Here is an 18967-nt window from a genome sequence, read left to right on the forward strand (position 1 = left end):
GTCAAGCCGGAATGTCCGAGCCGGGCACCCACCAAGCGTGATACCCGGTCGGCACGCGCTGCGGGAGTTTTACCCGCGCGAGGGGTGCACGCGTCACGTCCTTCGCGTCGAGCACATAAGCCTCGCTCTCGCCGCTCGCCTCGTCGACGACGAACGTCACCAGATAACCGTCGTCCTCGCCCGTCGAGCCCACGCGAGGCGCGAAGACGACCTCGCTCCCGAAGCGGCCCGCCGGATACGAATGCGCGGCGCTCGTCCCCGCCTCGTAATCGTACTTGACCACGCCGTCGAAGAGCAGCGTCGGCGCCGATGCGTGGAGCCGCGGGTTGTAGCTGTATCGCGTCTTGCGCCCGAGCGCGCGGTTATCCATGCGCGGAAACTCCGTGAGCACGTCGTCGAGGCGCGACTCCTTCACGGCCCCCGTCTTCATGTCGAGCTCCCATCGATACAGGTTCGGTTCGAGCCGCAAGAACCCGATCGTCGGCACCTCGCGCGCGGGGTTTTTCGGATCCCCGACGACGGGCGCGTCGATCTTGCACCCGACGAGCACGATCCGATCCCCCTCCTCCCACGCATTGATGGTGTGGTACATGTAAAACGGCTCGGTCTCGAACCAGCGAATCTCGGACCCGGGCGCGTGCCGCGGGAGGATCCCGATCCGCGCCGGTTTGTCCCGAAAATACTTGACCTTCGTCTTGCCGACGGCGAGGAGCTCCGGGTCCCATTGCATCGACATGTCGAAGAAGATCGTGAACCGCTCGGTGATCGCGAGATCGTGCTGGAGGCGCGGGCCGGGCAGATCGATCTCGGTCTTGTGCACGAGCTCGCCGGAGGGCGAGACGACGGCGTACGTGAGATACGGCGGGAAGGGCTTGTAATCGAAGAGCATCATCTCGCCCGTGACCGCGTCGACCTTCGGGTGCGCCGAGATCGTGGGCATCTTGCCGCCCCACGTCTCCGTGCCGCAGGTATCGAGCGAAAGCGGATTCACGACGTACGCCGCGCCGCCGAGCCACCAGAGCGAATACAGCCGGCCCCCGTGAAACACGAGGTCGGTGTTCGAGGTGTCCTTGAAGGGGCCGCGCGGATTCGTGAAATCGGGCCGCTCGGTGACGCCCGTCCAGAGCGACGCGCCCGCCTTCTCTTCTTCGAGGAACGCCCACGTGCGCACCCAGCGGTTCGCATACCTCGCGCGCCCGTCCTCGAAACGGAGCGCGTGGATCATGCCGTCGCCGTCGAACCAGTGGTAACGCCCCTTCTGCCGGAATCGCGGGTTCGAGCCGTTGCGCACGAACACGCCCGCGAGGTCCCGCGGGATCTCGCCGATCACGGGCAGATCGTGCGCCGTGATCTCGCGATCGATCGGCGCATAGTTGCCCGAAAGATAAGGCGGCGCGGGGTTTTCGGCGCTCGAAGTCACGGTCGTCGTCATGGCTCTCTCCGGCGTGGACGGGGCAGCTCGCGCGCCCCGTGTGCGCGAGCCCGTGAGGATAAGGAAGCACGTTTCGGGGCGCAAGGCCCCGGGTACCGAGGAAACGACGCGCACCGAAGGGGCGTGGCGGCGGCCCGCGCACGTGCTAGCCGAAAGCATCCCGTGGCCAAGTCTTCCCCCACTCCCGTCCTCGAAAGCCGCCCCGCGCACATCCCCGTCGGCCCCCGGCTCGAAGCCGTGCTCGAGCTCGCCTATCGAGCGCGCCGCCCCGTGCTGCTCGAAGGGCCGACCGGCATCGGCAAGAGCGACATCGTCAAGAAGCTCGCCGATCGCCTCGGTATCGCCCACGTGGTGCTCGACCTGTCGCTGCTCGAGCCGCCGGATCTCGTGGGCCTGCCCGTCATTCAGGACGGCCGCACGCGTTACGCCGTGCCCGAAATCCTGCCGCAGGACGGCGCGGGCATCCTGATGCTCGAAGAGCTGAACCGCGCCGAGCGCTACATCCAGCAGCCCGCCCTGCAGCTCCTCAGCGCGCGGCGCCTGCACGGATACGAGCTGCCGCCGGGCTGGGCCTGCTTCGCCGCCGTCAACCCCGAAAGCGAAGGGTATCACGTGACGCCGCTCGACAAGGCGCTCCGGGCGCGCTTTCTGAGCCTGCCCGTGCGCGCCGATCGACCGAGCTGGCTCGCGTGGGCGCAGGTGAACGACGTGCACCCGGGCGTCATCGCAATCGCGCAGGCCCACGAGCGCGTGCTCGACGATGTGCCGCCGCGGACCTGGACGTACGTCTCGCACCTGCTCAAGACGCTGCGCCCCGACGAAATCGAAAACGTGGGCCTGCTCCGCGACGCCCTCTCGGGGTATTTGCCGACCTCGTGGATCGAGCTCGTCGTTTCGAGCCGCGGCGTGTGGTCGAGCCGCCTGCCCTTCGACGTGCGCGCGCTGCTCGCCGACTACGATCGCCGCGCCGATCTCGCGCGCGCCGTGCGAGGCTTTGCCGAGGCCGGACAAACCGACAGGCTCGACGAGATCACGACGCGCCTCGTACGCCTGCTCGAAGGGCCCGAAGCTGGCGTGCTCGCGGGCGAGCGGCAAATCACGCTCGCCTCGTTCGAGGCGCTGCTCGCCGATCTGCCCGGCGATCAGCGTGACAAACTCGTCGAGGCGCTCGGGCGCAATCCCACGGCGACCTCGCTCATCGACGTGCGCCCCGAGGAGCTCTGCGAGCGTTACGCGAGTAGCCCCGCGCAACGCAAGATCCAGGGCTGGGCCGCCGATCCTTTGAAGCAGCACCGCGTGGGGCTCGCCGTGACGGCGCTCTCGTCGCACCTCGAACGACAAACCAAGCTCGCGGAGGTCAAGCGCAGCAACGTGGTCCGCGCGAGCCTCGGCGTGCTGCTCGCGGAGCTGCCCGAGCGCTGGGCGCTCGATCTCGTGGCGACCTGCAAACGCCTCGGCATCACCCCCATCCGCCCGGGTTGACCATGGTGGATCCCGTCCGCGCCTTCCTCGACGATTTCGTGCAAACGAGCGATTTCGCGCGGCGGTACCCGTATTACGCGGCCGTCCTCGCGAAAATGGTTCCGGTCGCCGATCCTTCCGTGAAGCGGATGGCCGTCTCGCTCCACGAAGGTCGGTTTTTCCTGCACGTGAACTTGGATTCGTTCCTGCGCGAGCCGCAATGGCTGCGCGGGGTGCTCCTGCACGAGGTGCACCACGTGGTCCTCGGGCACCTCTCGCACCCCAAATTCGCGGATCCGGCCGAGCCGGAGCTCCTCGAGCTGGCGCTCGAAATGAGCGCGAACGAGTTCATCGAGGAGCCCTTGCCCGACCCGATCACGTGGCAGAAATACACGGCGTTCGGCATTCGCGCGGGGCAGAGCAGCCTGGAGCGTTACGAAAAGCTGCTCGAAGCGGCGCGGGCCGGCAAATTCACGGCCAAGCACGCGCCCGGCGGCGAGACGGTCGACGAGCACAGGCTGCTCCGGCGCGCGGCGGGCGCGCCCGGATCGATGGAGCAAGCCCGAATGCTCGTGGCGCGGGCGATGGATGCCGCGGGCGACGTGGGGCCGGAGGGGCCGCCCGAGCGCAGGCTACTCGCGGGAAAGGAGCCGGGGCGGCTGCTCGCGGAGCTCGACGGCGTGCTCGGGCCGCCGGAATGTTTCGTCGACTGGAAGACGGCGCTGCGCATGTTCACGTCGCGGAGGCGCACGCCCGTGGGTACGTTCGCGCGGCCGAGCCGGCGTTTTCCCACGCGAATTGGCGAGGTCCCAGGGCGCGCGTGGTCCCCGCGCGCAATGGCGCGGCCGCGCGTGCTCGTGACGATCGACACGTCGATGAGCATGACCGACGCCGAGCTCGCCGAGATCGCAAAGCAGCTCGCGCTGATCGCCGAGGAGGCGCGGATCACCGTCGTCGAATGCGACAGCGAGATCCAGCGCGTCTACCCGTTCACCGGCGCGATCACCGACGTGCAAGGGCGCGGCGGTACCGATCTCCGCAAGGTCTTCGCCGAGAGTTTTTGGCGCCCGCACGCACCCGACGGAATCGTATATTTCACGGACGGCGAGGGGCCGTTCCCCGAGGAGCCGCCGCCCGTGCCGACGCTCTGGATCCTCACGAAGCCGCAGAATTTCGCATGTCCGTGGGGCGAACGCGCGATCCTGGAGCGCCGCCCGCGCGCGGTGACGCATAGGTAAAACCATGGGAGCCTTCGACGACGTCCTCGGAATGGTGTCTTGCCCCGCGTGCGGCTCGCGGTACGATCGCTGCGGCTTTCAAACGAAGCTGTTCGAGCCCAACGACCACGAGCGCCCCGGGGGGACGTTCGAGATCGGAGGGGCGCCGATCCGGGTGCACCTCTCGGTCGAACACTTCGAAGAGCGCGCGGGCCGCGAGGGCTGGGACGACGATTGGATCGCGCTCGCGCCGTGGCAGCGCGGTACGCCGCTCGTGATCATCGCCGAAGATCAGGCGTTTTATTGCTCATGTGCCGCGTTCGTCGTGCCGGAGCTCCGCTTCGACCTCGGCGCGGAGGGCGACCATACCAACGTCCGCCTCATTGGCATCGAAGCGGAGCTCCTCTCGCGCGAGGACACGCTCGCCGGCGTTCACTTCTCCGAGCTGATTCCGCCGGGGCTCGTCCCGATCGCGGAGCGTTCGCAATGGGCGAAGACCCTGAAGGACGGAACGCCCGAGGAGCGCCGGCGGATCCTCGCGGCCAAGTATCGAGAGCATGCGATCCTGCCGCTGGTCTCCGCGCCGCGGACGCCCTCGGCCGGGGGCTCGGACTTCCTCTCGGCTCCGATGCGCTGCAGGGCGTGCGGCGACCGCCGGACGCGATTTTGCCATACGTCTCTCTTTCAAGATCCGGAGGCGCCGTCCTACGCGGAATGGGTCGCGGGCGAGGTGATACCCGTCCCGATCCCGACCGGCAGCACGCGCCTTTACCATGCGAAACGGCCCGTCCTCCTCGGCGAGCGATTCGGCGTCCTCGAAGCCTCTTGCCACCGGTTTTGCGCCTGCGGCGCCGGGCCGGTCGTCCCGCTCCTCTGGTTCGCCGCCGGCCCGGAATCCGTGACGCTCATCGAGATGGAAGCGCTCGATCACGTGGACGACGAGACGCTCTGGCGCGTAAGCTTCGTCCACGTGGAGCATCTCTCGTCTCCGCGCCGAAGCTCCCCATGACGAAGCAATGCGCATGCCTCGGTTGCCGGTTGAACACGTTCAGCGATCGGGCCGGCATGTGCATGCGCTGCGACGACGCCCTCTTTTGCGTCCATTGCATCGAGTGCGGGGAGAAGAACTTCCAGATTTCTGATCGGAATCATCCACGCTGCCACGCGTGCGCCTCCGTGCGCGCCACCGACACGTGCACCGTGGTCGTCTTCGGACGCGACAACTCGGAAAGGTTCGCCTTGGATTGCATGAGCGCGGCGCAGGTCGATTGGGCGTCCCTGTCGAGGGGCGGCAACAGCGGCTACGTGCGCGGGCTCCGGCGTGACGCCTTCTCGCTGGCCCTTTATTTGTTCCCGGAGGGCGTGATGAAAGACGAACAGGAGGCGCTCGATTGGCGCCGCGAACGCACGGACGTCGTGCTCCTCGTCCGAGGCGCGATCATGCCGCTCGACCTTCCGCGCGCGCCGCAGGCGCAGCTCGACAAGGGCGCGACGGCCACGGACCTCGTGCGCGCGATCGAGCACGAAGCGGTGAGGAGCGGCCGCTTTCGCCGCCCGTGGATCTCGGGGTGACCCCCTCCGCCTTCAGGGAATCGGGCGAGGCGTCGCTCCGCTGTCGGATGCCGCGGAGCGCTTGTGCGCGCGATTCTTGTCGATGACCGCGTAAATGATGAGGGCGTTCGCGACGAGGCGAACGAGGTACACGTAAGGATAATTGTCCTCGGGGAACTTCGCGATCGCGAGGATCAGCCGGTTCACGGCCATGAGCGAGAACGAGAGCGCGAAGATCGCGAAGAGCCGATCCCGCGTGCTGCGCCAGAAGCGTAGGAAAAACAGCGCGATCACCGCGAATCCGAGGATCAGAGCTCCACTGATCAGATCGTTCATCTCCCCACGCCTCACCACACCGGCGCTTCATTCACGCAGGTCGTACACCAGACCATAAAGGAGAAACGTGACGCCCATCAGGGCGGGAACTTGCCGGACCGTGGAGAGATCGTGCTCGGGGATGACGATCAGATCCACGAACAGAAGCACGTTGTTCACGGCCAGCCCGGCGAAGCAAAGGCCGCTCCACAAAAGGAGACGCACCTTGCGCGCCGCATACGCGCGCAAAAGCAGCGTCATCGCGACGAGGCTGGTGAGCGAACAGAGGATGTACACGACGGCCGGTACCATGCGCCCCCCTCATTTCTTCTTCAGCATGAACGCATCCGAGAACGCGCGAAGGTCGCTCTCGGGACGCCCGTAGACGAGATCGATCACGGCGAGCCGTCGCTCCTTGTAGAGCCTCGCCGCCGCGTCGATCAGCGCGGCGATCTCCTCGGATTCGGGGCCGTGTTGATACACGGGCCCGCGCTCGGTGGGTCGGACCTGGATGAACCTCTGCGTCGCGAGGTGATCGAGGCGGCGGTCGATCGACATCAAGCTCGATCCGAGCTCGCGGCTCACCTCGTCGGCGCGCCATTCCCGCGGCGCAGTGTTGCGCAAGAGGCAAATCACCTCGAGCTGCTCGAGGGAAGAGACGTGCTCCTGGATGAATCGCACGAGCTCCGCCGGAATGGGCCCCGAGGAGAGCTTGATGCCTCCGTCCGGCTTCGATCCGCGATCGTGCTGGTCTCCCCCCATTGCAACCACCCACGCTCGCCGTCAGGGGACCTCGCGGAGGGCCACGGCCTCCACGGTCTCGACGCGCGAGCAAGGCGCACCCACGAGCCCCGCGATGGCGCGGACGAGCTCGGCAGGATCGATGGGTTTGGCGGCGTGGCGCTGGAAGCCCGCCGCGAGCGCGCGAGCCTGATCCTCCGCGCGCGCATGCGCCGTGAGGGCCAGCGCAGGGACCGCGCCTCCACGCTCGGGCGCGCGGCGACGGACGAAATCGATGAAGTCGTAGCCATCCTCGCCCGGCATGGCGATGTCGCTGACGAGCACGTGCGGGCGCGCGGCGTCGAGCTCGGCGATCGCCTCGCGCACCGTGGCCGCGATGCGGACGTCGGCGCGATGCGCGGCGAGGACCTGGCGCAGGATCTCGCGAGTGTCCTGATCATCGTCGACCACGAGGATCCTGAGGCCGCTGAGATCGGGCAGCGGGAGGCGCGATTTGCCGTAGGGCGGAGGCGTCGGGCCGTCGCCCTCGCGCGGCAGAAACGCCGACGGCAGACGCACGGTGAACGTCGAGCCCTGGCGCGGCCCGTCGCTGTGCGCGGAGACCGTTCCCCCGTGCGAGACCACGATGTGCCGCACGACCGCGAGGCCGATGCCGAGGCCGCCGTGCATGCGGCGACTGGAGCTGTCGCCCTGGCGGAATCGATCGAAGACGTAGGGGAGAAAATCCGGGCGGATGCCCTCGCCGTTGTCGGAGACGGCGAGCTCGAGCTCGTCGCCCACGCGGCGCAGGCGCACCTCGATGCGGCCGCCGCGCGGCGTGAACTTGATGGCGTTCGAGAGCAGGTTCGTCGCGACCTGCCGCAGCCGCTCCGGATCCCCCTCGACCGAGTCCTTGCCCGCCGAGGACACCACCACGAGCGTGATGTCCTTGGCCTGCGCGGCGGGGCGAAGCGCGTCGACGGAGGCCTCGACGAGCGGCGCGAGGCGCACCTGCCGCTGCTCCATGCTCATCTTGCCGGTGACGATGCGCGAGACGTCGAGCAGGTCCTCGATGAGCTTGTTCTGCGCGCCGGCGTTGCGATCGATCACCTCGAGCCCACGCGCGAGCTTGGCCGCGTCGGGCTGCGTCTCGCGCAGGATCCGCGTCCAGCCGATGATGGCCGTGAGCGGCGTCCGGAGCTCGTGCGAGAGCGTCGCGAGGAACTCGTCCTTGAGCCGGCTCACCTCGCGCTCCTCGGCGTGGAGGAGGTTCTGCAGCGCGACCGAGGCGAGCTGCGAGGAGAGCAAAAGCAGCGACTCGTCGTCCTCGCTGAACGCATCCGCCTCGCCGTTCGTGACCTCGATCCACCCGACGCACGCGCCGTCCGCGCCGACGAGCGGCACGGCCATGAGCGGGCCGGGCTCATCCGCGTTCGCCGGGTCCCTCTGCGCGCGCTCCGTCGCGGAGAGCGTGACCACGGTCCCCGCGGTGGCGACACGCGTGTAGATCCAGTCGCTCGCGGGATCGGGCGGGACCGTACGCGGCGCGGCGAGCCCGCCCGCCGAGGACGCGGCCGTCCCGTGCTTCGAACCGTTCACGAGCGCGACGAACGACGACCTCGCCCCGAGCGCGGCGCGTGTGCCCGAGGCGATGGCGTCGAGCATCGCCTCGATCGAGCGCGCCGCGTTGATCGAGAGCGACGCGCGCGCCAGCGCCGCGAGCTGACCTGCTTTCTTGGCGATCGCCTGCGCCGCGAGGTTCGCCTCCTCCGTCTTGCGGTAGAGCTCGACGAAGACGGAGACCTTCGCGCGCAGGATGTCGGGATCGACCGGCACGAGCATGTAGTCGACGGCGCCGAGCGCGTAGCCCTGCTCCGCCTGGATCGAGTCGCCGAACGCGGTGAGGAAGATGATCGGCGTCTGCCGCGAGCGCTTGCGCTGTCGGATGAGGCGCGCGGTCTCGAAGCCGTCCATGATCGGCATGTCGACGTCGAGCAGGATGACCGCGAAGTCCTCCTGCAGGAGGAACCGAAGCGCGTCCCGCCCGCTCTGCGCGAGGACGACACGCTCGCCGAGCTCGGAGAGCATGGTCTCGACCGCGAGGAGCCTGTCCCTGCGATCGTCCACGACGAGAATGCCGACCTTGTCGCGAGCGTGCTTCATGCCGCTCTCTCCTCTTGGTGGATGGCCCCCGCTCCCGCTCATCTGTGCAGCCAGAACCGCAGCCGCGCGAAGAGCTGCTCGGGGTCCACGGGCTTCGCGATGTAGTCGGTCGCCCCGGCCTCGAAGCACTTCTCGCGATCACCCTTCATGGCCTTCGCGGTCACGGCGACGATCGGAAGCGCGCGCCACTCCTCGCGTGCCCGTATCGTCCGGATCGTATCGTATCCGTCCATCTCGGGCATCATGATGTCCATCAGGACGACATCGACCTCGGAGCTCTCTTCGAGCACCTTGATCGCGTCCCGCCCCGTCTCCGCCGCCTGCGTGATCATCCCCTGCTCTTCGAGGATGGTGGTCATGGCGAAGATGTTACGGATGTCGTCGTCGACGATGAGCACGCGCTTGCCGGCGAGAACTTGCTGCGAGCTGTGAAGCCGCTCGAGCGCCTGCCGCTGCGCAGGCGTGAGCTTGTCGATGGGCATGTGCAGGAAGAGCGCGACCTCGTCGATGAGGCGCTCCTCCGAGCGGCTGTGCTTGAGCACCCCGACATGCCCGAGCCGCTCGATGCGCTCCTCGTCGGCCGGTGACATGCCGCCCGGCACGTGCACGATGAAGGGCACGTTCGCGAGCGCCGCGATGCTCGAGGCGCGGCGCACGAGATCGAGCCCGTGCCCATCGGGCAGGTCGACGGCCGTGATGACCGCGTCCGGGCGGTCCACGGTCATCGACTCGATGGCCTCGTCGAGTGAGCCCGCCACGCGGATCTCCACGCTGTCGTGCTGGAGCAGGTTGACCTTGGCCGCGCGCTCCGGGCCCTCCGGCTCGACGACGAGGAGCGTACGCCGCGGCGCGTCGAGGAACTCGATGAGCCGCTCGATCGCGTGCGAGAGCGCGTCCCGCGTGCGGACGGGCTTCGGGAGCACGTCCCGCGCGCCCATGCGCAGCGCGCGCTCGCGCTCGTCGACGTCCGTCGTGATCACCTGCACCGGCACGTGCCGCATGCCGAGGTCGTGCTTGAGCCGATCGAGGACCCGCAGGCCGTCGATGTCGGGCAGGTGCAGATCGAGCGAGACTGCCGCGGGCTTGAGCTCGCGCGCCATCGAGAGCGCGTCCGCCCCGCGATGCGCGACCACGGCCTTGAGCCCGCGCTCGCGCGCGACCTCCACGATGAGCCGCGCGAACGCGAGATCGTTCTCCACGACGAGCAGCGATCGTTCGCCCGGCCGGATGACCGTGCGATCGTCCTCGATCGACACGGGCAAAAGCGGCGGGGCGTCGATGATCAAGGGCTCGGGCACCTCGTAGGCCGAGACCGCGCTCGCGGACTCGAGCATCGCGGCCGGTCGCGCGCGGGACACGCGCTGCGGCGCCGCGTACACGTGCGGCACGTAGAGCGTGAAGGTGCTGCCGCGCCCCGGCTGGCTCGACAGACGCAGCTCGCCGCCGAGCAGGTTCGCGATGCCGCGGCTGATGGCGAGGCCGAGCCCCGTGCCGCCGTACTTGCGGCTCGTCGACCCGTCCGCCTGCTGGAAGGCCTCGAAGATGATCTGCTGCTTGTCGGGCGAGATGCCGATGCCGGTGTCGTGCACGCTGAACGCGATCGCCCAGCCCGCGCGGCCGATGTGCTCGTTCTCGGGGCTGTAGCCGTCGGAGACGGTGCGGACCTCGAGGCGCACCTTGCCGCGCTCGGTGAACTTGAAGGCGTTCGAGAGCAGGTTCTTGAGCACCTGCTGCAGGCGCTTGGCGTCGGTGTGGATCGAGCGCGGCAGCATGGGCGCGAAGTCGAGCTCGAACTCGAGCTTCTTCGCGTCCGCGACGTGCCGGAACGTGCGCTCCACGTAATCGCCGAGGTCGCGGAACCAGACCTCCCCGACGTCGACGACGACCGTGCCCGACTCGATCTTCGACAGGTCGAGGATGTCGTTGATGAGGCCGAGCAACTCGTTGCCGGACGAGTGGATCGTCTTGGCGAAATCGACCTGCTTCGGGAAGAGGTTTCCGTCCGTGTTCTTCGAGAGCTGCTCGGAGAGGATCAGGAGGCTGTTCAGCGGCGTCCGGAGCTCGTGCGACATGTTCGCGAGGAACTCGGACTTGTACTTCGAGGTCAGCGCGAGCTGCTTGGCCTTCTCTTCGAGGGCCTGGCGGGCTTGCTCGACCTCGCGGTTCTTGCGCTCGACCTCCACGTTCTGCTGGGCGAGCAGGCGCGCCTTCTCGCCGAGCTCCGCGTTCGTCTGGCGCAGCTCCTCCTGCTGGCTCTGGAGCTCGCGCGCGAGGGACTGCGACTGCTTCAGCAGATCCTCGGTGCGCATGTTCGCCTCGATCGTGTTGAGCACGATGCCGATCGACTCCGTGAGCTGATCGAGGAACGCGAGGTGCGTCGGGCTGTACCGCTCGAACGAGGCGAGCTCCAGGATGGCCTTCACCTGGCCCTCGAAGAGCACGGGCAGGACCACGATGTTCACGGGCGCGGCCTCGCCGAGGCCGCTCGTGATCGTGATGTAGTCGGGCGGCGCGTTGACGAGCAGGATGCGCTCCTTCTCGAGCGCGCACTGACCGACGAGCCCCTCGCCGAGGCGGAACTGGTTGTCCGAGTGCTTCCTCTGCTTGTACGCGTAGCTCGCGAGGAGCTTCAGGATCGGCTCCTCCTTCGAGACGTCCATCGTGTAGAAGACGCCCTGCTGAGCGGAGACGACGGGCGCGAGCTCCGAGAGGATCAGCCGGCCGACGGTGAGCAGATCCTTCTGGCCCTGGAGCATGCGCGAGAACTTGGCGAGGTTCGTCTTCAGCCAGTCCTGCTCGCTGTTCTTCAGCGTGGTGTCGCGCAGGTTGCGGATCATCTCGTTGATCGTGTCCTTCAGGGCGGCGAGCTCGCCCTGGGCCTCGACCTTGATGCTCCGCGTGAGGTCGCCCTTCGTGACGGCCGTCGCGACCTCGGCGATCGCGCGGACCTGCGTCGTCAGGTTCGCGGCGAGCTGGTTGACGTTGACCGTCAGATCACGCCACGTACCCGAGGCGCCCGGGACGCTCGCCTGACCGCCGAGCTTGCCCTCGACGCCGACTTCGCGCGCGACGGTCGTCACCTGATCGGCGAACGTCGCGAGCGTATCGATCATGCCGTTGATGGTGTCGGCGAGCTCCGCGATCTCGCCTTTCGCGTCGACGGAGAGCTTTCGCTTGAGGTCGCCGTTCGCGACCGCGGTCACGACCTTCGCGATGCCGCGGACCTGGTTCGTCAGGTTGCCGGCCATCGAGTTGACGTTGTCGGTGAGGTCCTTCCACGTGCCGGCGACGCCCTTCACCTCGGCCTGCCCGCCGAGCTTGCCTTCCGTGCCGACCTCGCGCGCCACGCGCGTCACTTCGGACGCAAACGAGTTGAGCTGATCGACCATCGTGTTGATGGTGTTCTTCAGCTCCAGGATCTCGCCCTTCACGTCGACGGTGATCTTCTTGGAGAGGTCGCCGTTCGCGACGGCCGTCGTCACGGCCGCGATGTTGCGGACCTGCGCCGTGAGGTTGCCGGCCATCGAATTCACGGAGTCCGTGAGGTCTTTCCACGTCCCCGCGACGCCCTTCACGTCCGCCTGACCGCCGAGCTTGCCTTCCGTGCCGACCTCGCGCGCCACGCGCGTCACTTCGGACGCAAACGATCGGAGCTGATCGACCATCGTGTTGATGGTGTTCTTCAGCTCCAGGATCTCGCCCCGGACGTCGACGGTGATCTTCTTCGAAAGGTCACCGTTCGCGACGGCCGTCGTCACGGCCGCGATGTTGCGAACCTGCGCCGTCAGGTTGCCGGCCATCGAATTCACGGAGTCCGTGAGGTCTTTCCACGTCCCCGCGACGCCCTTCACCTCGGCCTGCCCGCCGAGCTTGCCTTCCGTGCCGACCTCGCGCGCCACGCGCGTCACTTCGGAGGCGAATCCCGAGAGCTGATCGACCATCGTGTTGATGGTGTTCTTCAGCTCCAGGATCTCGCCCTTCACGTCGACGGTGATCTTCTTCGAAAGATCACCATTCGCGACGGCCGTCGTCACGGCCGCGATGTTGCGGACTTGCGCCGTGAGATTCCCGGCCATCGAATTCACGGAATCCGTGAGGTCCTTCCACGTGCCGGCGACGCCCTTCACGTCCGCCTGACCGCCGAGCTTGCCCTCCGTGCCGACTTCGCGCGCCACGCGCGTCACTTCGGACGCAAACGAGTTGAGCTGATCGACCATCGTGTTGATGGTGTTCTTCAGCTCCAAAATCTCGCCCTTCACGTCGACGGTGATCTTCTTGGAGAGGTCACCATTCGCGACGGCCGTCGTCACGGCCGCGATGTTGCGGACCTGCGCCGTCAGGTTGCCGGCCATCGAATTCACGGAATCCGTGAGATCCTTCCACGTGCCGGCGACGCCCTTCACGTCCGCCTGACCGCCGAGCTTGCCTTCCGTGCCGACCTCGCGCGCCACGCGCGTCACTTCGGCCGCGAAGGAGCTCAATTGATCCACCATCGTATTCGTGACGTTCTTGATCTGGAGGATCTCGCCACGCGCATCGACGGTGATCTTCTGCGTCAAATCGCCGTTCGCAATGGCCGTCGCCACCTTCGACACGTCGCGGAGCTGGACCGTGAGATTACCGGCCATCGAGTTGACGGAGTCCGTGAGATCCTTCCACGTCCCCGCGACGCCCTTCACGTCCGCCTGACCGCCGAGCTTGCCTTCCGTGCCGACCTCGCGCGCCACGCGCGTCACTTCGGCCGCGAAGGAGCTCAACTGATCGACCATCGTGTTGATGACGTTCTTGATCTGGAGGATCTCGCCACGCGCATCGACGGTGATCTTCTGCGTCAAATCGCCGTTCGCAATGGCCGTCGCCACCTTCGACACGTCGCGGAGCTGGACCGTGAGGTTACCGGCCATCGAATTGACGTTGTCGGTGAGGTCCTTCCACGTGCCGGCGACGCCCTTCACCTCGGCCTGACCGCCGAGCTTGCCCTCCGTGCCGACCTCGCGCGCCACGCGCGTCACTTCGGACGCAAACGAGTTGAGCTGATCGACCATCGTATTGATGGTGTTCTTCAGCTCCAGGATCTCGCCCTTCACGTCGACGGTGATCTTCTTCGAAAGATCACCATTCGCGACGGCCGTCGTCACGGCCGCGATGTTACGCACCTGGCTCGTCAGATTGCCGGCCATCGAATTGACGGAGTCCGTCAAATCCTTCCACGTGCCGGCGACGCCCTTCACCTCGGCCTGCCCGCCGAGCTTGCCCTCCGTGCCGACCTCGCGCGCCACGCGCGTCACTTCGGACGCAAACGAGTTGAGCTGATCGACCATCGTGTTGATGGTGTTCTTCAGCTCCAGGATCTCGCCGCGCACGTCGACGGTGATCTTCTTCGAAAGGTCACCATTGGCGACGGCCGTCGTCACGGCCGCGATGTTACGCACCTGGCTCGTCAGGTTGCCGGCCATCGAATTGACGGAGTCCGTCAAATCTTTCCACGTGCCGGCGACGCCCTTCACGTCCGCCTGACCGCCGAGCTTGCCTTCCGTACCGACTTCGCGCGCCACGCGCGTCACTTCGGACGCGAACGATCGGAGCTGATCGACCATCGTGTTGATGGTGTTCTTCAGCTCCAGGATCTCGCCGCGCACGTCGACGGTGATCTTCTTCGAAAGGTCGCCGTTGGCGACGGCCGTGGTCACGGCGGCGATATTGCGGACCTGGGCCGTCAGATTGCCGGCCATGAAGTTCACGGAATCGGTCAGGTCTTTCCAGGTACCGGCGACGCCTTGCACCTCCGCCTGGCCGCCGAGCTTGCCTTCGGTGCCGACTTCGCGCGCCACGCGCGTCACTTCGGACGCGAACGAGCCGAGCTGATCGACCATCGTGTTCACCGTCTTCGCGGTGCGGAGGAACTCGCCTTCGAGCGGGCGTCCGTCGACTTCGAGCGCCATGGCCTGCGAGAGATCGCCCTTGGCCACGGCGCCGATGACGCGCGCCATCTCGCTCGTCGGATGCACGAGATCGCTGATCAGCGCGTTGACGCTGCCGACCTTCTGCGCCCATGCGCCGAGCAGCCCCGCGACCGCGGCGCGATCACCGATGCGCCCTTCCTTGCCGACGACGCGGCTCACGCGCTCGAGCTCCGTCGCCACCCGGCTGTTCAGCTCGACGACGTCGTTGAAGGTATCGGCGATTTTCCCGTCGAGGCCCTCCCAATCGATGGGCAGCCGCACCGAAAAATTGCCCTTTTTGAGCGCTGTCAGCGCCTCGAGCATCAAGCGGCGGTCGAGGGAACCACCACGCGGCGACGTCTCACGGGTTTGTCGCTCGGCAACGTTTGCGCCCCGCGTCTTCTTCACATCGGCGGAACCGGCCTTCGACTTGGCCCCGACGGGTTTGGATCCGGCTACCCTTTTTTCACGAGCGCTCGACGCCCGCGCGCCGCGGGTCGCTCCATCCAGTGCACGTTTGGGCATGGTACCCCCTGGGACGACGACGCGCCGCCCGCAACAAAGCGCATCCTACCGAGCGAGAACCTTTGCGAAATCCGGCGCTCACCGGTTCCGGCGTAGGGCACATCCTTATGCCCCTGTGGAATTCGTGCTTGTGGATCGTACGCGCCCCAACGGCCACGGGAAAACCGTTCGAGGACCAATCGTCGGTCCGGACAACCAGGCTGTGATTTGCCGCTAGGACGCGAGTCGGCGAATGTCGTCGAAGGTGCGGACACGCACGCCGGCCGTAGCATCGGATACCAAGCCTGCCACCATTGCCACGCCGACGTCACGCGCCTCAATCGCACGATAGGCTCGCAAAGGGCCGATCATGGCTCCGCTCAGGGCGCGCATGATCGGGGTGGCGAGCGCTTCGCCCGTCCTGTGCTCGGCGCGATCCCCGAGGAGCATACTCGGACGCAGGATATCGACGCATTCGTAACCGAGATCGCTGATATCGCGCTCGGCCTCGCCTTTGACACGAAGATAAAAATTCATCGACGTAGCGTCCGCCCCGATGCTGGATACGAGCGAGATCCTGCGGGCGTCCGCACGTTTCCCGAGCTTCGCGACGGAGACCACATAATCATGATCGACCTTATAAAACGCCGGCCGTGATCCCGCCGTCTTGATGGTCGTGCCGAGGGCGACGAAGACGTCGTCGACGGCGGGCAAGGACGCGAGATCGCCGAGCGCGTCGAAATCGGCGCGGATCTCCTGCAGTTTGTCGTGGTTCATTCCCGTCGGCCTTCGCACGAGCACGACGACCCGCGCGTACTCCGGGTGTTCGAGCAGGCGCGTGAGGCAGCTCCGGCCGACGAGGCCCGTCGCGCCCGCGAGGAGCGCCGTTCGCCCTTCCAAACTCATTGCGGGTTTCCTTTCCCTTTGCGAAGAAAAAACACGCCGTAGCACACGAGGACCACGAGGGCGATCCCGAGGGCCACGCCCTTCGTGCCGAAGCCCGTGCTCGACGCCGGCGGCGGGCTCGTCGCAGCAGCAGGCGCCGAAGGCGGCGCGGAGGCGCGGGCATCGAGGAGGTTCTGCTCGGTCGTGGCCACGCGGCGGGTCTCGCGATCGGGATGCGATTTCGCCACGCGGGCGAGGATCTCCCGCGCGGCCGGCGAGCCGATGCGGCGCAAGCTCCCGAGCGCGGCGAAGCGAAGCTCGTCCGGCTCCCGATCCACAGCGCGCCCGAGCGGCTCGACCGCGGCCTCGTTCCGCTCGACGCCGAGGGCCCTCGCCGCCGCGACGGCCGCGTCGCGCTCGCCCTTCTCGAGGATCGAAACAAGCTCGGCCGTGACGCCAGGGACGAAGGCGCGCGCCCCCGCCGCGCGGATGACCTGCACGCGATCGTTCGCAGGCGCCGAGCGGAGGAGCGGAATCCAGCTCGGCCCGACGGGGACGAGCTTGCGGCGTTCGAGCTCCATGAGCAGGCCGACGCGCAAGGTGGCGGGCCGCGAGGCGTCGTCGAGGAGCGTGGTGAGCGCGGGGGCGTCGGCCTCGCCGATCAAAGGCGCGGCGCCGGCGAGCGTGAGATCCCGCAGCGCGAAGGTCGCGATCCGGGGCTCCTTCGACCCGAGCATCGTGACGGTGACGCGCCCGAGCGCGGCCGGATCGCCGCCGCGCGCGCCCTTGCCGAGCGCAGCATACGCGCGCGTGGCGTCGATCCACCTCGCGCGCGTCGCGGGCACGAGCACGATCCGATCGGCGATCGCCTCGACGGATTCGTATGGCACGGCCGCGGCATCCTTCGCATCGGGGCGCCTTCGTTCGAGGAAGAGAAGGATCTCCTCGCCGGCGACGTAGTTCTCGTCGGCGTGGCGGTGCGGCACGAAGCGAATCGGGCCCACCTTCGCGTCGCCTTCCCGGAAAAGCTCGAGGATCCGGGCCTCGACGGGCGGGAGCGGGCCGGCGCCGTGGGGCTCGGCGAAAACGGCCTCGATCCGCGCGGCCGCGATGACGTCGGCGGCGCTCGCCATCTGGTGCAACGTGAGCCCGCCGGGGATGGTGTGGGCCTCGGCGAGGCTCGGCGCGAGCGCGGTGAGCGCCAATGCCATGGCGGAGACGAAGAGCGACGCGCGGACGCGGTGCACGGCGCGGATGCTACTCGAAATCGGCTCCGTGTGGCGGCGGCGCGCCGTAGCAGGATCGGGGCCTCGGGCAAGCGACGAAGCCTTGCTCGAATCCCGGAAACACGTCAGGATCGGGCCCCAACATCGGGGGCGAATGGCCCGGGGCGGGGAATTCGGGAGAAAAACCATGAAGGATCCGCAGGACCCTCAAGAGATCGTCGATCAGCTCGAGGAGCGGCTCGATCTCCCGGTCCATCCCACCTACCCGCTCAGGGACCGGGAAATCGTGGGCATCTGGCGCAAGCGGAGCGTCGAGGCGCTCCGGGAGCTCGGGAGCCGCGGCTTCTTCGAGCGCAAAGATGCATTCGGAAAGCCGCTGCACGAGAGCCTCTGGGCCGTGGCCGACGCGCCGATGGTGGCCTCGTTCGAGGCGGCGCCGGGACGAACCATCCTGCTCGGCGAGCTCATCCGGAACATCGTTCATCCGGGCCGCATCACGCAGGGCCTCAAGGGCACGTGCGCCGCGACGTGCGTGGAGATCTACGTGGCCGAGCGCGATCCGGCGGAGTACGCGCGGATCGTCGCGGGTCTCGTGAGCCCCGCGGGGCGGGTCGTGCTCCGGAGCGGCGGGGAGCTCGTGCGCGACGAGGACGTGCTCGAGCCGGACGAACACGAGTTCCGCAGGAGCCCGGTGAGCCGGGTCTTCCAGGTCGCGTGCATGGAGTACGCCTACCCCGAGCTCGACTACCACAACGCGGAGGACGGGCAGTTCGAGGGCGTGAAGAACACCGGCACGGGCCTGAGCCTCGGCGCGTTCGATCGGCTGCTCGTGGGGATCACGGGGCACCGCTGGGAGACGCTCTCCGACGGGCACGCGGCCTTCGCCGCGCTCTTCAAGCGGTTCGGCCTGGACACGAGCCGCGTGGCCGACCTGCACCGCGACGCGCTTTCGATCATCGAGCGCGTGACGGCGGCGGGGGAGACGGTCTTCGCGACGCTGGAGCTGCCCAAGGTGCGGAGCCCCGTGCGGCGGGCCGCGGGCGGCGTCGATCACGCGGCGCACAAGATCCGGGTGCTGAAGCTCGATCGTCGGAATGGAACGGTCGTCTATGACGATCCGATGGACCCCCAACAAAGCTGGTTCGAGGGGATCCGGACGAACATCGTCGACCGGTACGGCCGCTGCACGATGCAGATCGCCGATTTCGAGAAGCTGCTCGTGGAGCTGAGTTATCCGCCGGAGCTCTGGCCCGGGCCGGAGCAGGCGCAGGCGCGGCCTGCCCCGACCGAGACGCAGCCGGAATCGCGTTAACGCGGGGGCGGGGGCGCCTCGGCGTTTCGCGCGGCGTCCACGCAAATCTTCGCGACGTGGTGCTCGAAGTGCTGCCTTCGTTGCCCGCTATGACAACGCAGGCTCGCGAAGCCGGCGGCATATCCGCCGATGGTCCCCAGGGTCAAAAGCACGATCGCAAGTCTCCGCTTCATGGTCTCACCTCTCGATTGACGTCGTCCATCTCGACGTCGGGGGCTCCGCGCGGACGAGCCGCGCTC

At 67.6% G+C, this 18967-nt stretch carries 14 protein-coding genes; 5 read left to right on the top strand and 9 right to left on the bottom strand.

Translation table 11 applies throughout. The annotated features are described in order from the left end of the window. Position 1 precedes the first annotated feature (1 nt). Positions 2-1432, bottom strand: coding sequence for a carotenoid oxygenase family protein (locus QHF84_RS01435; RefSeq protein ID WP_281311313.1), 1431 nt, complete (start codon positions 1430-1432; stop codon positions 2-4). A 162-nt stretch (positions 1433-1594) separates the two neighbouring features. Between QHF84_RS01435 and QHF84_RS01440 the strand changes: the two genes are divergently transcribed. From QHF84_RS01440 to QHF84_RS01455, 4 genes are read left to right on the top strand one after another with little or no spacing between them, the layout of a single operon-like run. Next, positions 1595-2914 carry a MoxR family ATPase gene (locus QHF84_RS01440; RefSeq protein WP_281311314.1) on the top strand — a complete coding sequence of 440 codons (1320 nt, stop codon included), beginning with the start codon at positions 1595-1597 and terminating at the stop codon, positions 2912-2914. Between the two features lie 2 nt (positions 2915-2916). Then, entirely contained in the window at positions 2917-4131 is a 1215-nt protein-coding gene (locus QHF84_RS01445; RefSeq protein ID WP_281311315.1) for a VWA-like domain-containing protein, read from the top strand. A 4-nt stretch (positions 4132-4135) separates the two neighbouring features. Further along, positions 4136-5119 carry a hypothetical protein gene (locus QHF84_RS01450; protein WP_281311316.1) on the top strand — a complete coding sequence of 328 codons (984 nt, stop codon included), beginning with the start codon at positions 4136-4138 and terminating at the stop codon, positions 5117-5119. Further along, the gene (locus QHF84_RS01455) at positions 5116-5682 is read left to right on the top strand and encodes a hypothetical protein (RefSeq protein WP_281311317.1); all 567 of its coding nucleotides are present in this window, start codon (positions 5116-5118) and stop codon (positions 5680-5682) included. Before QHF84_RS01450 ends, QHF84_RS01455 begins: the two co-directional genes overlap by 4 nt. 12 nt (positions 5683-5694) lie before the next feature. Here QHF84_RS01455 and QHF84_RS01460 read toward each other — a convergent pair whose 3' ends face one another. From QHF84_RS01460 to QHF84_RS01490, 7 genes are all read right to left on the bottom strand, one after another. After that, the gene (locus QHF84_RS01460; protein ID WP_281311318.1) at positions 5695-5997 is read right to left on the bottom strand and encodes a DUF5985 family protein; all 303 of its coding nucleotides are present in this window, start codon (positions 5995-5997) and stop codon (positions 5695-5697) included. Positions 5998-6024: 27 nt separating this feature from the next. Further along, positions 6025-6288 carry a DUF5985 family protein gene (locus tag QHF84_RS01465; protein WP_281311319.1) on the bottom strand — a complete coding sequence of 88 codons (264 nt, stop codon included), beginning with the start codon at positions 6286-6288 and terminating at the stop codon, positions 6025-6027. A 9-nt stretch (positions 6289-6297) separates the two neighbouring features. Continuing rightward, complete coding sequence (locus QHF84_RS01470) at positions 6298-6738, bottom strand: hypothetical protein (protein WP_281311320.1); 441 nt, start codon at positions 6736-6738, stop codon at positions 6298-6300. A gap of 21 nt (positions 6739-6759) precedes the next feature. Then, complete coding sequence (locus tag QHF84_RS01475) at positions 6760-8859, bottom strand: response regulator (protein ID WP_281311321.1); 2100 nt, start codon at positions 8857-8859, stop codon at positions 6760-6762. A 38-nt stretch (positions 8860-8897) separates the two neighbouring features. After that, positions 8898-15125, bottom strand: coding sequence for a HAMP domain-containing protein (locus QHF84_RS01480; protein ID WP_348652831.1), 6228 nt, complete (start codon positions 15123-15125; stop codon positions 8898-8900). Between the two features lie 414 nt (positions 15126-15539). Then, positions 15540-16211: an NAD(P)H-binding protein gene (locus QHF84_RS01485; protein WP_281311323.1), complete on the bottom strand. Its 672-nt coding sequence runs from the start codon at positions 16209-16211 to the stop codon at positions 15540-15542. After that, entirely contained in the window at positions 16208-17437 is a 1230-nt protein-coding gene (locus QHF84_RS01490) for a HEAT repeat domain-containing protein (protein WP_281311324.1), read from the bottom strand. Before QHF84_RS01490 ends, QHF84_RS01485 begins: the two co-directional genes overlap by 4 nt. A 166-nt stretch (positions 17438-17603) precedes the next feature. On the opposite strand from QHF84_RS01490, the gene QHF84_RS01495 reads away from it, so the two are divergent. Then, complete coding sequence (locus QHF84_RS01495; RefSeq protein ID WP_281311325.1) at positions 17604-18728, top strand: hypothetical protein; 1125 nt, start codon at positions 17604-17606, stop codon at positions 18726-18728. Here the strand turns inward: QHF84_RS01495 and QHF84_RS01500 are convergent. Then, on the bottom strand, positions 18725-18901 hold the full coding sequence (locus QHF84_RS01500; protein ID WP_281311326.1) for a hypothetical protein: 177 nt from the start codon (positions 18899-18901) through the stop codon (positions 18725-18727). The genes QHF84_RS01495 and QHF84_RS01500 overlap by 4 nt on opposite strands. Positions 18902-18967 lie beyond the last annotated feature (66 nt).

The sequence above is a fragment of the Polyangium sp. y55x31 genome (assembly GCF_029946505.1).
Classification (GTDB): domain Bacteria; phylum Myxococcota_A; class Polyangia; order Polyangiales; family Polyangiaceae; genus Polyangium.